At 68.4% G+C, this 14,713-nt stretch carries 10 protein-coding genes and 1 pseudogene; 5 read left to right on the forward strand and 6 right to left on the reverse strand.

The window, feature by feature from the left end; translation table 11 throughout:
- Window positions 1–2: 2 nt before the first annotated feature.
- Window positions 3–1,532, reverse strand: a complete 1,530-nt coding sequence (locus DYE23_RS22560) for an acetyl-CoA acetyltransferase (protein WP_115329079.1) — start codon at window positions 1,530–1,532, stop codon at window positions 3–5.
- Between the two features lie 182 nt (window positions 1,533–1,714).
- Between DYE23_RS22560 and DYE23_RS22565 the strand changes: the two genes are divergently transcribed.
- A complete protein-coding gene (locus DYE23_RS22565; RefSeq protein ID WP_011892759.1) occupies window positions 1,715–2,845 on the forward strand; it encodes an ATP-binding protein in 1,131 nt (376 codons plus the stop codon).
- A complete protein-coding gene (locus DYE23_RS22570) occupies window positions 2,842–3,933 on the forward strand; it encodes a MarR family transcriptional regulator (RefSeq protein ID WP_115329080.1) in 1,092 nt (363 codons plus the stop codon). The genes DYE23_RS22565 and DYE23_RS22570 overlap by 4 nt, the downstream gene beginning before the upstream one ends.
- A 105-nt stretch (window positions 3,934–4,038) precedes the next feature.
- On the opposite strand, the pseudogene sucD reads toward DYE23_RS22570, so the two are convergent.
- Together sucD and sucC are read right to left on the reverse strand one after the other, a co-directional pair.
- Window positions 4,039–4,940 (reverse strand): annotated as a pseudogene (sucD, locus tag DYE23_RS22575) (succinate--CoA ligase subunit alpha).
- A gap of 14 nt (window positions 4,941–4,954) precedes the next feature.
- On the reverse strand, window positions 4,955–6,118 hold the full coding sequence (gene sucC / locus DYE23_RS22580) for an ADP-forming succinate--CoA ligase subunit beta (RefSeq protein WP_011892756.1): 1,164 nt from the start codon (window positions 6,116–6,118) through the stop codon (window positions 4,955–4,957).
- 263 nt (window positions 6,119–6,381) lie between these two features.
- Here sucC and DYE23_RS22585 point away from each other — a divergent pair, with 263 nt between their 5' ends.
- On the forward strand, window positions 6,382–7,437 hold the full coding sequence (locus tag DYE23_RS22585; protein WP_115328221.1) for a M23 family metallopeptidase: 1,056 nt from the start codon (window positions 6,382–6,384) through the stop codon (window positions 7,435–7,437).
- Window positions 7,438–8,076 (forward strand): hypothetical protein, encoded by a 639-nt coding sequence (locus DYE23_RS22590; protein ID WP_115328222.1) that lies wholly within the window; start codon window positions 7,438–7,440, stop codon window positions 8,074–8,076.
- Here the strand turns inward: DYE23_RS22590 and DYE23_RS22595 are convergent.
- On the reverse strand, window positions 8,073–10,406 hold the full coding sequence (locus tag DYE23_RS22595) for a UvrD-helicase domain-containing protein (RefSeq protein WP_115328223.1): 2,334 nt from the start codon (window positions 10,404–10,406) through the stop codon (window positions 8,073–8,075). The genes DYE23_RS22590 and DYE23_RS22595 overlap by 4 nt on opposite strands.
- Window positions 10,407–10,666: 260 nt before the next feature.
- On the opposite strand from DYE23_RS22595, the gene DYE23_RS22605 reads away from it, so the two are divergent.
- Window positions 10,667–10,945, forward strand: a complete 279-nt coding sequence (locus DYE23_RS22605; RefSeq protein ID WP_011892751.1) for a chorismate mutase — start codon at window positions 10,667–10,669, stop codon at window positions 10,943–10,945.
- 64 nt (window positions 10,946–11,009) lie between these two features.
- Here the strand turns inward: DYE23_RS22605 and DYE23_RS22610 are convergent, their stop codons facing one another.
- Window positions 11,010–13,025, reverse strand: a complete 2,016-nt coding sequence (locus tag DYE23_RS22610; RefSeq protein ID WP_115328224.1) for an acyltransferase family protein — start codon at window positions 13,023–13,025, stop codon at window positions 11,010–11,012.
- A gap of 213 nt (window positions 13,026–13,238) precedes the next feature.
- A complete protein-coding gene (locus tag DYE23_RS22615) occupies window positions 13,239–14,696 on the reverse strand; it encodes an NAD-dependent succinate-semialdehyde dehydrogenase (protein WP_115328225.1) in 1,458 nt (485 codons plus the stop codon).
- Window positions 14,697–14,713 lie beyond the last annotated feature (17 nt).

Consider the following 14,713-nt stretch of genomic DNA (forward strand, 5'->3'; position numbering starts at 1 on the left):
CGCTAGGCGAGAGTCGCCCGGTTGCCGTTATCTGTGTTCGTCACAGCGACTTTCGCGCCGAGCGGATCTCCGTCCGACATCAACGCGACCAGCTCGTGGTCCTCGCTTGTCGCCATGAAGCGGGAGCCGTCGGAATCGAGCCTCCCGACGATGATGCCCGTGCGCACCGGCCAGTCGTAGCGCACCGAGTACGTTTCGATCGTGCCTGTCCCCTCCGGGGTCTTGGTCACCGCAACCGTGGGCAGCTCGGCCACCTGCGCGGTCAGCTCGGCGCTGCGGCAGCTGCGCCACTCGACGGGCTCGGTGGAGTAGACGCCCACGGAGTACTTGCTCATGATGCCGCCGTTGGCGCCGACGAAGCCGAACTGACCCGGCCTGTCCCGCATCGCGGTGACCGTCTCGGCGATGGCATGCAGTGAGTAGCTGTTCCCCGGTCCGCCGAAGTACGGCAGGCCACCGGTCAGGGTCACGCCGCGGGGGTCGTCGCCGGCCAGACCGAGCGCTTCGCAGGCCACGAAGACCGGGAACGGGAAGCAGCTGTACAGGTCGAACGTCGCGATGTCGTCGACGCCGATGCCGGCCACCCGCAACGCCTCGTCGATCGCATGCACGGCGGCCGGGCTGGCGCCGAGGTCGACCCGGGCCAGCAGCGGCTGCTCGACGAGGTCCGAATGCCCATGCAGGTACACCCATTTGCTTTCGGGCACGCCGAGTCGTCGCGCCGACTCGACCGACATCAGGACCGCCGCGGCGCCCTGGTTGACGGTGTCGCGGGCCACCAGCAACCGCGGGTAGGGGTCGCAGATCATCCGGTTCTCGCCGGTGACCGTTTCCACCTCCTCGACCGAGCGTTCGACCGGTGACGACGAGAACGGGTTCTTCGCAGCGACTTTCGACATCGGAGCGAACAGCTGCGCCATCGTGTGGCGGTACTCGGCGACACCGAGACCGAGCCGGGACCGACGGGCGTTGTCGAGCAGTCCGTACTGCACGGGGGCGCCGGTGAGCCCGTGCGTGACGGTGTACTCGTCGATGTAGCTGTAGATCTGGTGGCCGCGATCCTCGAGTTGTCCATCGACGTGCTCGGTGAAGTCGGGCTTGTCCTCGCGATCGGCGAAGTACTTGGCCGTCGAACCCGGTTCGGAGCCCATGATCATCACGACGTCGGCCTGGCCGCCGACGATCAGCGCGCCGGCCTCGGTGACGAGCTTCTGCGGGCTCTGTCCACCGACCGGTTCCAGCACCACCCGCGCGGGATCGGCGCCGAGCCGGTTCGCCACCGACCGCGGGTAGTTGTTCGACTTGCCCAGCACCGCCGGCATCGGGCCGGAGATCTCGAACTGGCGCAACCCGAAGATCGTGTCGATCGCCGATGCCACCGCGGCCGTGTCGGCGCCGGTGTCGGTCAGTGCTGCGCGGGCGGCGGCGGTGGCCAGGTCGACGGCGGACATGCCGCGGTAGTCGGGGTCGCCGATCCGCTCGGTGAACTGTCCCACCCCGACGATCACCGGGGTCCGTGAATCTACTGCCATGCTGTCGCCCTTCACCTCTCGGTCTTCGCGCAAGCGCTCATCGCGAAGTTACTTCGAGAGGCTAATAGAACACGTTCCACCACGAGGACACCGGTCGTCGGACGTCACCATTGATGTACATCGACATTGATGTACGCTGACCTTGACGTACACTTGGTCGCGTGACCTGGCCACCCCGACCGATGTCCCTGGTCGTCGGCGGCGTCGTCCCGACCGAGGACGTCGTCGGCCGCGTCCGTGAATCGAACGAGGTGCTGGCGTCGCTGCCCAACTCCGGCGCGGTCCTCGTCGGTGACCGCCGACACGGCAAGACCTCGCTGGCACGCCTCGTCCAACGGATGGCCGCAGAAGCGGGAGCGGTCGTGGTGTCGGTCAGCGCCGAACGCGAGACCTACGCCGAGTTCGTGTCCGCACTGCTGGCCGAACTCGGCCGCCTCGACCCCGCCTGGGCGCAGGAACTCGCGAAGATCCGACTGACGCTGACCGCGGGGCCGGTCCAGTTCCATCGCGACGCCCGCGCTGCGGCGACCCTCGACGAACTGCTCGATCGCGCGATCCGCCGCGCCGACGGGCGCATCCTCGCGCTGTTCATCGACGAGGTCAGCGTCCTGGCCCGAAACCTCGAACGCGCCGCCCCGGGCTCGGGCGACACCTTTTTACACCTGCTGCGCCGGGTGCGTCAGGACAATCCGGGACGGGTCGCGACGGTGCTGTCGGGATCGATCGGATTCCATCACGTGTCGGCCGACGCCCCGAGCACCGTCAACGACATCCCGAAGATCGCGGTGGGACCCATCCGCTCCGACCACGCGACATACCTCGCCGAATGCCTGCTGCTGGGCACCGGCACGCCGACCACCGACCGCCACGACGTCGCCGCCGCGATCGCCGGCGCCGCCGAGAACGTTCCCTATTACATTCAGCACCTGGTCGCCGCGGCCCGGAAATCGTGGCAGGACACCGGGGTTGCGCCGTACCCCGAACTGATCGACCTGCTCGTCCTGGACGCCATCGCCAACCCGCACGACCCCTGGGACCTGCGCCACTACCGCGACCGTCTGCCGCACTACTACGGCGCCGACGCACCCGCGATCGCCGGCCTGCTCGACATCTACGCCCACGCCTCGTCCGCGCTCCCGGTCGACACCGTGCTGATGAGGCTGCGCAGCGAAGGCAGCCCGATCGGCGACAGAGCCCAGCTGGTGTCCGCTATCGAACGCCTCACCCTCGACCACTACCTGACCCGCGCCGGAGATGCCGACCGCTTCTCGTCACCGCTGCTTCAGCGAGCGTGGAAAAGCATGCGCCGGTGAGCCGTTCACCGTTGTTCACCCCGTCGGCGGTGAGCGCTCAGGAACTGGAAGCCCGGACGGTCGGCCGCACCGGACTCATCGACACCGTCACCGAACGGATCGCGTCCTCCGCGCGCGACGGATCACGGCCGCACACGCTGCTCGTCGCGCCGAGGGGCGCGGGTAAGACGCACACCGTGCGGGTCGCCGTGCATCGCGCGCTGTCCGACCCACAGGTCGCGGAAAAAGTTCTGCCCGTGGTGATCTCGGAGGATTCGTTGGCGATCGGGTCGTATGTCGACCTCCTCGTCGAGATGGCGCGCACGGCCGGACCCGAACTGGGCGGACAAGCTCGACGTCTGCGCCACGTCCGCGACGCCATCGGGATCGAGGCCGGGATCATCGCCGCGGCGTCCGGCCGAATGGTGCTGCTGGTGATCGAGAATCTCGATCGGGTGTTCGACGCGCTCGGTTCGAAGGGACAGGGCAGCCTGCGGGCCTGGGTCGAAACATCAACGGCCGTCATGGTTCTCGGCACCGCACCGGGGCTGTTCCCCGGTGTGTCGTCGCGCGAGTACCCCTGGTACGGATCGTTCATCATCGAGTCGCTCCCCGGGCTCGGCGTCGAGGACGCGGTCGCGCTGCTCCTCGGGGCCGCCCGGCGGGGCGATGACGATGAGCTCGCTGCGTTCCTCGACTCTCCGGACGGGCGCGCCCGCGTCGCCGCAATCCACGCGATCATCGGCGGCACACCGCGGTTGTGGCACCTGGTCGCCGAAACCGCGGACATCCCGAGTCTCGCGGCGGTCTCTCCCGCGGTTGACGCGCTGCTGGACCGGCTGGCGCCGCACTATCAGCAGATGCTGTGGCAGCTGCCCGCCGGCGAGCAACGCCTCGTGGTGGAGCTCGCGCGCGGATCCGGTGCGCGATCGGTCTCCGACCTCGCCGATGCGGTCGGCGTCACGAACCAGTCCGCGTCGGCGGCGCTGGGACGGCTGGCGACCGAATGGTGGGTGACATCGTCGAAGACCGCCGGGGACCGGCGCACGTCCTGGTACGACCTCACCGACCCACTGCTGCGCAGGTATCTGCAGTACCGCGACCGCTGAAACGCGGCATCTCAAACGCGGCGAGCGCGCGCATTTGTACGGGATCCGACGGTGTGTCGGCGTACAAACACGCGCGCTCGCGGTGCGAAGGGAGGTGCGGGACCCCTACAGGTTCTGCAGCAGTTCCCGGGCCTTGGCGGCGGTCTCCGACGGCGTCTTGCCGACCTTGACCCCGGCGGCCTCGAGGGCCTCCTGCTTACCGGCGGCGGTGCCCGCACCGTCGGACACGATGGCGCCGGCGTGGCCCATCGTCTTGCCCTCGGGGCGGTGAAGCCGGCAACGTAGCCGACGACCGGCTTGGTGACGTTGGCCTTGATGTAGTCCGCGGCCTTCTCCTCGGCGTCGCCACCGATCTCGCCGATCATCACGATCAGCTTGGTCTCGGGATCCTTCTCGAACGCCTCGATCGCGTCGATGTGGGTGGTGCCGATGACCGGGTCGCCGCCGATGCCGATGGCGGTCGAGAAGCCGAGATCGCGCAGCTCGTACATCATCTGGTAGGTCAGCGTGCCGGACTTCGACACCAGACCGATCGGACCCTTGCCGGTGATGTTGTTCGGCGTGATGCCGACCAACGACTCGCCGGGGGTGATGATGCCGGGGCAGTTCGGCCCGATGATGCGGGTCTTCTCGCCCTTCTCGACGTTATAGGCCCACGCATAGGCGGTGTCCTGCACCGGGATTCCCTCGGTGATGACGACCAGCAGCGGGATCTCGGCGTCGATCGCCTCGATGATCGCGTCCTTCGAGAACGCCGGCGGCACGAAGGCGATCGACACGTCGGCGCCGGTCTCCTTCATTGCCTCCGCGACGCTGCCGAACACCGGCAAATTGACGTCTTTGCCATCCTTATCCTGGTGCGTGACCTCAGTGCCCGCCTTGCGCGCGTTCACGCCGCCGACGATCTGGGTGCCGGCCTTGAGCATCAGCTTGGTGTGCTTGGTGCCCTCGCCGCCGGTGATGCCCTGGACGATGACCTTGCTGTCCTTGTTCAGGAAGATAGACATAGTTGTTGGCTCCCTTACTTGTTGGCCAGCTCGGCGGCCTTGTCGGCCCCGGAGTCCATGGTTTCTGCCTGCACGACCAACGGGTGGTTGGCCTCGGCAAGGATGCGACGGCCCTCGTCGACGTTGTTGCCGTCGAGGCGGACGACCAGAGGCTTGTTGGCCTCGTCGCCGAGGATCTCCAGCGCCTTGACGATGCCGTTGGCGACCGCGTCGCAGGACGTGATGCCACCGAAGACGTTGACGAACACGCTCTTGACCTGGCTGTCGTTCAGGATCACGTCGAGCCCGTTGGCCATCACCTCGGCCGACGCGCCACCACCGATGTCGAGGAAGTTGGCCGGCTTCACGCCGCCGTGCTTCTCACCGGCGTAGGCGACCACGTCGAGGGTCGACATGACCAGGCCCGCGCCGTTGCCGATGATGCCGACCTCACCGTCGAGCTTGACGTAGTTGAGGTCGTTCTCCTTGGCCTTGAGTTCCAGCGGATCCGTGGCGTCCTTGTCCTCGAACTCCTTGTGGCCCTCCTGGCGGAAGTCCGCGTTCGCGTCCAGGGTGACCTTGCCGTCCAGCGCCAGGATCTGGTCGTCCGGCGTACGCACGAGCGGGTTCACCTCGACCAGGGTGGCGTCCTCCTTCGTGAACACCTCCCAGAGCTTCTGGATCGTCACGGCCGCCGCGTCGAGCACCTCGGCGGGCAGGTGGCCCTTCTCGGCGATCTCCCGGGCGAAGGCGAGGTCGACACCCTTGACGGCGTTGACGGGCACCTTGGCGAGGCGGTCGGGCTTGGTCGCGGCGACCTCTTCGATCTCCATGCCGCCCTCGACCGAGCACATGGCCAGGTAGGTGCGGTTGGAGCGGTCGAGCAGGAAGGAGATGTAGTACTCCTCGGCGATGTCGCTGGCCTCGGCGACGAGCAGCTTCTTGACGACGTGGCCCTTGATGTCGAGGCCCAGGATGTTCTGTGCGTGGGTGAACGCGTCGTCCGGGGTGGCGGCGTACTTCACGCCACCGGCCTTGCCACGGCCGCCGACCTTGACCTGCGCCTTGACCATGACGGGCTTGCCGATCTCGGTGGCGATGGCCTTCGCGTCCTCGGCAGAGTCGGTGACGCGGCCGGGCGTGGTGGGAACGTTGTGCTTGGCGAAGAGCTCTTTCGCCTGATACTCGAAGAGGTCCATAGACTCTTGGAACTTCCCTGTCTGTAAACGGCTAGAGGTAGGCCCGACGGGCTCTGCGTGACTGTATCGACACCCGTGCTGACCGTTGTCATCGCATCCCGGTCATGTGGTCGATCTCACCGCAGCCCCACTCGTGATTCAAGTCACATTCGGGATTGGAATAAGGTCTCGGGTTGCCACGCGCATTGGATTTTGGTTAACGTCCACTGGTCTTAGTAACGGTCTGATCACGACGACTCTTCGAACGTTAAGGACTTTTCAGCTTGCCTCAGCATCGTCTGCCTCGCTCTCGCGCGGCCCTCACGACGCCCGGGCTCTCTGAAGTCACCGACATCATCCCTTTCGACGAATTCGGGGCGCTCGGCGACATCGACGACCTGGAGTTCCTGCGGGACGCGGCTTTTGGTCGCGACGCGGAAGTGATCGACGCCCCCGAACTCGACGACTGCCACGACACCGACGATCTGACGCCGCTGCGTCTGGCCGTCCCCGCCGAGTTCCGAGCCGAGCCGACGGCCGCGCGACGCGCCTCGACCCGCGCCTACCGCGACAGCCACACCGATGTGAGCGACGGCTCAGCAAAGACTGACGTCATCGACATGCGCGCCCACAAAGGCCAGCACCGCAAGACGGAGGTGCCGGTCAAGGGCCGCCTCGTCGTCGCCGCGATGGCCGTCGGAGCTACCGCCGCCGGCGCGTACACGATGACCAAGAACGTGCCCGCCGCCCCGGCGGAGACCGTGCTCGCCTCCGACTCCACCACGCTCGGCGACGGCACCGTCATCACCGGTTCGGTCGACGGCATGCAGATCGTGTCGGTCGCCCCGGCCTCCAATTCGACCGTGCACGCCGAAGAGATCACCAAGGCGGCCGCGTTCGCCCAGGAACGCGCCGAGCGCGAGGCACGGCTGACCAAGCCGCAGTTCGTGATGCCGACGACCGGGGTGTGGACGTCGGGCTTCGGCTACCGCTGGGGTGTGCTGCACGCCGGCATCGACATCGCCAACGCGATCGGTACGCCCGTGCTGGCCGCCGCGGACGGCATCGTCATCTCCTCGGGCGCCGAGGGCGGGTACGGCAACGCGGTCAAGCTCCGCCACGCCGACGGCACCGTGACCCTCTACGGCCACAACAGTTCGCTGCTGGTCAGCGTCGGCGAGCGGGTGATGGCGGGCGATCAGATCGCCAGGATGGGCAACACCGGAAACTCGACGGGTCCGCACCTGCACTTCGAGGTGCATCTCAACGGCACCGACCGTGTCGACCCGACCGGCTGGCTGGCCAAGCGGGGGCTCTCCCCCGGCGGCTACGTTGGCTGAGTGGCCAGCGACCCACCTTCGACGTCCAGCACTGCCCCCGAGCCGGGTGAACCCGCACAGGTTCCCCCGTCGGACCGCGACGAGGACACCAGCACCAGGATCATCCGCCGCGCTCCCCTGAACACCGGGATGAACACCGGCTCCCGCGACGCCGCCGCCGAGCCGCAGACGACGATCCTGCGCCGTCACCCCACCGGCGCCCTGCCGGCCCTCTCAGAACCCGTCACCCAGGCTGTGCGCCACCCCGGGCCGGTTCCCGGCCCGCCACCGGCCGACCCGACGTCGGCGATCGCCACCACGGTGGCCAGCATCGTGGCGGGCTGGGCCACGGGCGTCATCGCCACCGATCTGATCACCGGCTGGTGGGCGACCGACCCTCTCTTCTGCGTCGCGATGGGGTTCCTCGCCGCGGTGTCGGCCGCAGCGTCCATCAGCGGCGTGATCGCGCTGCTGCTGCGGCGCCGGACGGCGCGCCTGCTGATCGTCGTCGGTGCGGTGATCGCACTCCTGATCTTCGCCGGCCTGTTCGTCGCCGGCGCCGCACTGCCCGGCCCGGTCTACGCGCTGCCGCTGTTTCCCGCGGCCGCCATCGCCCTGGCCGCCCTGCCGGGGACCGCGCGGTGGAGCCGGGCGGACTAGAGCTTGCTGATCGGCGCGTGATTGTGCATCAGCTTCACCCGCCCGGCGCTGCCGAAATCGATCAGTGACATCGCCGACTCCCCCGCACCCGAAACTTCCTCGACCCGGCCCAGCCCGTACTTGTCGTGGGTGACGCGGTCACCCGGCTCCAGCACGATCAGCGGCCGCTTGCCCGCCGCCGGACGCGTCGGGGACGGCCTGGGCGTGCCGTAGCGGCCCGCATTGCCGACCGGGGCCGAGAACGACGACGCCGGAGCCTCGGTGCGGCGCCAGTCGATGAGTTCCTGCGGGATCTCGCGCAGGAACCGCGATTCGGGGTTGAGCATCGGCTGCCCCCACGACGACCGCACCTTCGCCCGGCTCAGATACAGGCGCTGACGGGCCCGGGTGATCCCGACGTAGGCCAGCCGGCGTTCCTCGGACAGTTCGAGCGGATCGCCGAGGGCACGCATGTGCGGGAACATGCCGTCCTCCCAGCCCGTCACGAACACCAGCGGGAACTCCAGCCCCTTGGCGGTGTGCAGCGTCATCATCGTCACCACACCCGATCCGTGCTCGGGGATGTCGTCGGCGTCGGCGACCAGCGACACCCGCTCCAGGAACGCGGCGAGCACGCCGGTGTCGGGGACGTCCTCGTCCTGCGCGTCCTCGTCTCCCTCGGCCAGCGCGCGGGCATTGGCCAGATCGGTGCTGAATTCGTGTGCGACGCTGACCAATTCGTTGAGATTGTCGAGGCGGGCCAGGTCCTGCGGATCGCTGGAGGCCTCGAGTTCGGCGCGGTAGCCGGTGCGGTCCAGCACGGCCTCGACCAGGTCGCCGAGTTCCCCGTCGAGACCGCCACGCAGGTCGTCGAGCAGCGCCACGAAGCCGGCGATCGCCTTCTCCGAGCGGGTGTTGAGCATCGGCACGTTGCCCTCGGCGGCCGCGACGAGCGCGTCGTTGAAATTCAGGCCGGTGTTCTCGGCGTGCACCGCCACGCACGCCTCGGCGCGGTCCCCGATGCCGCGGCGCGGCGTGTTCAGGATGCGCCGCATGCTGACCGCATCACCGGGGTTGTCGAGCACCCGCAGGTAGGCGACGATGTCGCGGATCTCCCTGCGCTCGTAGAAGCGGACTCCGCCGACCACCTTGTACGGGATCCCGGCCCTGATGAAGACTTCCTCGATCGCGCGCGACGAGTTGTTGGTGCGATAGAACACCGCCACGTCGTTGTAGGAGAAATCCGGGATGGAGTCCGACAGCGCGTCGATCTCCTGGGCGATGAAGCGCGCCTCGTCGTGTTCGTTGTCGGCGACGTAGCCGACGATCAGCTCGCCCTCGCCGGCATCGGTCCACAGCCGCTTCTCCCGCCGGCCGGCGTTGCGGGCGATCACGGAGTTCGCGGCGTTCAGGATGGTCTGCGTCGAGCGGTAGTTCTGTTCCAGCAGAATCGTTGTGGCGCTCGGGAAGTCGCGTTCGAAATCCTCGATGTTGCGGATCGTCGCGCCCCGGAACGCGTAGATCGACTGGTCGGCGTCACCGACCACGCACAGCTCGGCGGGCGCGACCCCATCGACCGTTTCAGTGCCGACGAGCTCACGGACCAGCACGTACTGGGCGTGGTTGGTGTCCTGGTACTCGTCGACGAGGATGTGCCGGAACCGGCGCCGGTAGTACTGGGCGATCTGTGGAAAGGCTTGCAGCACAGCGACTGTCTCACCGATGAGGTCATCGAAGTCCAGCGCGTTGGCCGCACGCAACCTGCGCTGGTACTCGCCGTACACGTCGGCGACGATGCGCGCCAGGTCGTCGGCGGCCTCGCTTGCCTCCGCCGCGGCCTGCTCGGGGCCGATCAGCTCGTTCTTCAGGTTGGAGATGGAGTTGGCCAGCAGCCGCGGCGAATGCCGTTTGGTGTCCAGGCCCATGTCCTTGCCGATCATCAACAGCAGACGGCGCGAGTCGTCGGCGTCGTAGATGGAGAAGTTCGAGTTCAGCCCGGGCAGCAGCGACGCCTGGTTGCGCAGGATCCGCACACACGTCGAGTGGAAAGTCGACACCCACATGTTGCGGGCCCGCGGACCCACCAACCCGACCACGCGTTCCCGCATCTCGGCGGCGGCCTTGTTGGTGAAGGTGATCGCCAGGACCTGCCCGACCCCGACGTCGCGGGCCGCCAGAAGGTAGGCGATGCGCCGGGTCAGCACCGCCGTCTTGCCGGAGCCGGCGCCGGCCACGATCAGCAGCGGTGTCCCCTCGTGAAGGACAGCCTGACGCTGCTGCGGGTTGAGGCCTTCGAGGAGATCATCGCCGGCCATCGGGGTGGCCTCGGGCAGAGTTACGTGCGCAGTCATGTCGCACCCAAACTTACCGCTGCCGACAGACACGTCCGCCCCTGTCGCGCACTTTGCGCTGCCTCATCTGCTAGTGGCACACTCACTACGTGCTCACTGCGCAGTGGCGATTTTTCTACGGGTACCGGCCTGCGGTGCCCGTGGTCTAGCTGCTTCCCCTCAGCCCCGCGGTCCGCTACCGGATCCGGGGCTCGTCTCTTGTGTGAGGCCCGAATCGACACGGACCGGGCCTTCACCCAACGAGAACCGGAGACCACGACATGACCACGACGCATTCAGGGATGGAAACCACCCAGTTGCCTGACATCGACGATCTGCGCCAGGAGATCGACCGGCTCGACGCCGAGATCCTCGAGGCCGTGAAGCGCCGCACCGAGGTCTCCCAGATGATCGGCAAGGCCCGGATGGCCTCCGGCGGCACCCGCCTCGTGCATAGCCGCGAGATGAAGGTGATCGAGCGCTACAGCGTCCTCGGCGAAGAGGGCAAGAACCTCGCGATGCTGCTGCTGCGCCTGGGCCGCGGCCGCCTCGGCCACTGAGCCTCCGCCCCCCCTGCGATTTCGGTGTAGTTCGTCAACGTCAGCGTGACCAACTACACCCGAATCACCGGGTCGTGACCGCCTCGACCAGCCACGGCGTCAGCCACTCGACCGCTTCGGGCGTCGGGTGCACCCCGTCGCTGCGCACCTTCAGGCCGTTGACCCTGGTCTGGTAGTAGCCGTTGGGGCTGAGTTTCCCGTTGAGGTCCAGGACCGTGGCATTGGGCCGCTCGTCGACGACCTCACGCAGCATCGTGTTCCATCGCTCGACGCGATCGGGCTGGTCCTCCGGGTAGAGGCTGCCGTCGGCCTTCTCCGCCCGACGGTTGTACGGCTCGGTGGCGACGACGAGGCGCGCGCCGGTCGAGCCGAGGATGTCCAGTGCCCGGTTGAGCTCGCTGCGCAGATACCCGTCGTAGCCCGGCTCGCCGATGTGGGTCCATCTGCCCTCGCTCATCCGGTCGACGACCTCCCACCGTCCGACCATCAACAGCACCACGTCCGGCTTCTCGTGTCCGATGCGCTGCGCCCACCGGGCGGGCCATTCGTCGCACTCCGGCTTCTGCTGCAGTTCCTGGCCGACGTATTCGTACGGGCCGCCGCGCGCGATGCCGCAGCCGATCGTGGTGAAGTCGGCGAAGTCGACCCCCGGCGTCTCGGGCAGATAGCGCATCATCGTCCACGCGATCGAGTCGCCGAACACCGCGACCCGCAGATCCCCCGGAGCCGCCGGCGTCGGCGTGCGCGTCACCTCCACCGGGACCTCGGGTCCGACCAGCGCCGCGATGTCGACCAGCGGTCCGGGCTCGGGTGTCGGCGGCACCACCCGCACGGGCAGCACGGTCATCGTCAGCACCGCCGCCGTCGCCGCGGTCGCCCCGGCCAGCGGCAGCATCGGCACGAACGCCGGCCGCCACTCGCGGATCGGCTGTTCGATCAGCCACCACGACACCGCGGCCACCGCGACCGTGGCGGCACAGCGCAGCGCGAACAACTGCCACCCCGACGCCCCGGTGCGTTCCCCGTTGAGGATCAGGAAGATCGGCCAGTGCCACAGGTACACGCCGTAGGAGATCGCGCCCAGTCCGACGAGCGGCCACACCGACAGCAGCCGCGCGACGGGGCCGTCCTGGGCCAGGGCGACAGGGGCGATGACCAGAACCGCGGCGAGTGCGACCACGATCAACAGTCCGCTGCGGAACTCCTCGGCGCTGCCGGTGGCGATCCGCGCGGCCAGGAACAGCACCACCAATCCGATGACCGGCAACGTCCACGCCACCCACCGCGCCCAGCGCGACCGGAAGATCTCCAGGCCCGCCGTCAACCCACGCCAGTCGCGAACGAGCAGGGCCGCGGCGGCCGCACCGACGAGCAACGCCTGCACCCGGGTGTCGGTGCCGAAGTAGACCCGGTTGAGATTGCCGTCCGAACTCATCAGCGCCGTCGCCGACGCCGACGCGACGATCCCGGCGGTGGCGAGCAGAAAGACCGCGGTGCGCACCGCGCGCTGCGACAGCGTCACCCCGCGCCGGTACGCGAGCGCGGTCAGGCCGGCGATCACCGCGGCGATCAGCAGCGGCCAGAGGACGTAGTACTGCTCCTCGACCGCGAGCGACCAGGTGTGCTGCAGCGGCGACGGCGGTGCGCCCTGGGAGAAGTAGTCGGTGTTCTGCGCGACGAACATCCAGTTGGACATCCAGAAGAACGTCGCGACCGCGTCGTCGCGCAGGGTGGCGACGGACTCGTCGGAGAACAGGCCGCGGACCGCGACGACCGCGAGCACCATCACCACCAGTGCGGGCAGCAGACGGCGGGCACGGCGGATCCAGAAACCCTTGAGTCCGATGTGGCCGGTGCGCCCGATCTCGTCGAGCAGCAGCGAGGTGATCAGGAACCCGCTGAGGACGAAGAACACGTCGACGCCGAGGAAGCCTCCGGACAGTCCCGGCACGCCTCCGTGGTCGGCGAGCACCAGCGCCACGGCGATCGCCCGCACACCGTCGAGCGCCGGAATCGACTGCCCCGGGCCGACATACCGACGCGGCCCCACCCGAACTGGTGCCGCACTCACGGCTGTCACCTGACGAGGCCCTCCTTGCCTTCTCCGAGCAAGGAAGTCTATGGGCGTGTGCGCCCTCGATCTGTGAGGCGCGCGCGTCCTCCCGCGAGCTTCTCCCGCGAGCAGTCGCATACTCGGGCGCGTCGCCGGCGCGTCGTGCGAGTTTGCGTCTGCTCGCGGCGGGAGATGCCCCAGTTGCGGCGGGAGGTGCCCTACTTCGCGGCGGAAGGTGCGCTACTTCGTGAGCGCGATGTACTTCGTGTCGAGGTACTCCTCGATGCCCTCGGTGCCGCCCTCGCGGCCGAAGCCGGACTCCTTGATCCCGCCGAACGGCGCGGCGGCATCGGAGATCACGCCGCGGTTGACGCCGACCATCCCGGACTCGATGCCCTCGGCGACCCGCAGGGCCCGGTCCAGCGACTGCGTGTAGACGTAGGCGGCCAGCCCGTACTCGGTGTCGTTGGCCGCGGCGATCCCTTCCTCTTCGGTGTCGAATCCCGCGATGGGTGCGACGGGACCGAACACCTCCTCTTTGAAGATGCGGGCGTCGGCGGGGACGTCGGTCAGCACGGTCGCGGGATAGAAGTTGCCGGGTCCGCCCGGGGCGACGCCGCCGACGGCGACGGTGGCGCCGCGCGACACCGCGTCGGACACCAGCTCGGTGACGGTGGCGACCTGCTTGGCGTTGATCAGCGGGCCGAGTGTCGAGGACTCGTCGAGACCCTTGCCGAGGGTGAACTCGCTCATCCGCTTGACGAACTTGTCGGTGAACTCCTCACGCACCGCGTTGGCGACGTGGATGCGGTTGGCGGCCGTGCACGCCTCGCCGCCGTTGCGCATTTTGGCCAGGATCGCGCCGTCGACCGCGGCGTCGACGTCGGCGTCGTCGAAGACCACGAACGGCGCGTTGCCGCCGAGCTCCATCGAGGTGCGCAGCAGCTTGTCGGCCGACTGCTTCACCAGTGCCTTGCCAACCCCGGTCGAGCCGGTGAACGTGAGCTTGCGCAGCCGGCCGTCGTTGATCAGCGTCTCGGTGACGGGGCCGGGGCTGGTGGTCGGCAGCACCGACAGCACGCCCTTGGGCAGGCCGGCCTCGGCCATCAACTTGGCGAGCAGGAGCATCGTCAGCGGCGTCTCCTGCGCGGGCTTGACGATCATGGTGCAGCCGGCCGCGAACGCCGGTCCCATCTTGCGGGTGCCCATGGCCAGTGGGAAGTTCCACGGCGTGATCGCGTAGCAGGGACCGACGGCCTGCTTGGTGACGAGGATCCTTCCGGTCCCGGCCGGTGCGGCGGTGTAGCGGCCGTCGATGCGGACGGCCTCCTCGGCGAACCACCGGAAGAACTCGGCGCCGTAGGTCACCTCGCCCTTGCTCTCGGCGAGCACCTTGCCCATCTCCAGGGTCATCAGCGCGGCGATGTCGTCGGCGCGGGCGGTGATGGTCTCGAAGACCGAGCGCAGGATCTCCCCGCGCTTGCGCGGCGCGATACCCGCCCACTCGGCCTGCACCGCGCACGCGGCGTCGAGCGCGGCCCGGGCGTCGTCGGCCGTCGCGTCGGCGACCGACGTCAGCACGGTGTCGTCACTGGGGTCGAGGACGTCGAACGTCGAGGTGCCCTCGCGCTCCTCACCGCCGATCCACAGCCCGGTGGGAACCGACGCCAGCAGCGCTTCGACAGCGGAGTTGTCCATGGCCCAAGTGTTCCACC

It is taken from the genome of Mycolicibacterium gilvum (genome assembly GCF_900454025.1).
Classification (GTDB): Bacteria; Actinomycetota; Actinomycetes; order Mycobacteriales; family Mycobacteriaceae; genus Mycobacterium; species Mycobacterium gilvum.

What these genes read in the sequence shown, in the direction of transcription:
- DYE23_RS22605 (WP_011892751.1), top strand. Translation starts at nt 10,667, where the DNA reads ATGACCACGACGCATTCAGGGATGGAAACCACCCAGTTGCCTGACATC.
- DYE23_RS22595 (WP_115328223.1), bottom strand. Translation starts at nt 10,406, where the DNA reads ATGACTGCGCACGTAACTCTGCCCGAGGCCACCCCGATGGCCGGCGAT.
- sucC (WP_011892756.1), bottom strand. Translation starts at nt 6,118, where the DNA reads ATGGACCTCTTCGAGTATCAGGCGAAAGAGCTCTTCGCCAAGCACAAC.
- DYE23_RS22565 (WP_011892759.1), top strand. Translation starts at nt 1,715, where the DNA reads ATGTCCCTGGTCGTCGGCGGCGTCGTCCCGACCGAGGACGTCGTCGGC.
- DYE23_RS22560 (WP_115329079.1), bottom strand. Translation starts at nt 1,532, where the DNA reads ATGGCAGTAGATTCACGGACCCCGGTGATCGTCGGGGTGGGACAGTTC.
- DYE23_RS22615 (WP_115328225.1), bottom strand. Translation starts at nt 14,696, where the DNA reads ATGGACAACTCCGCTGTCGAAGCGCTGCTGGCGTCGGTTCCCACCGGG.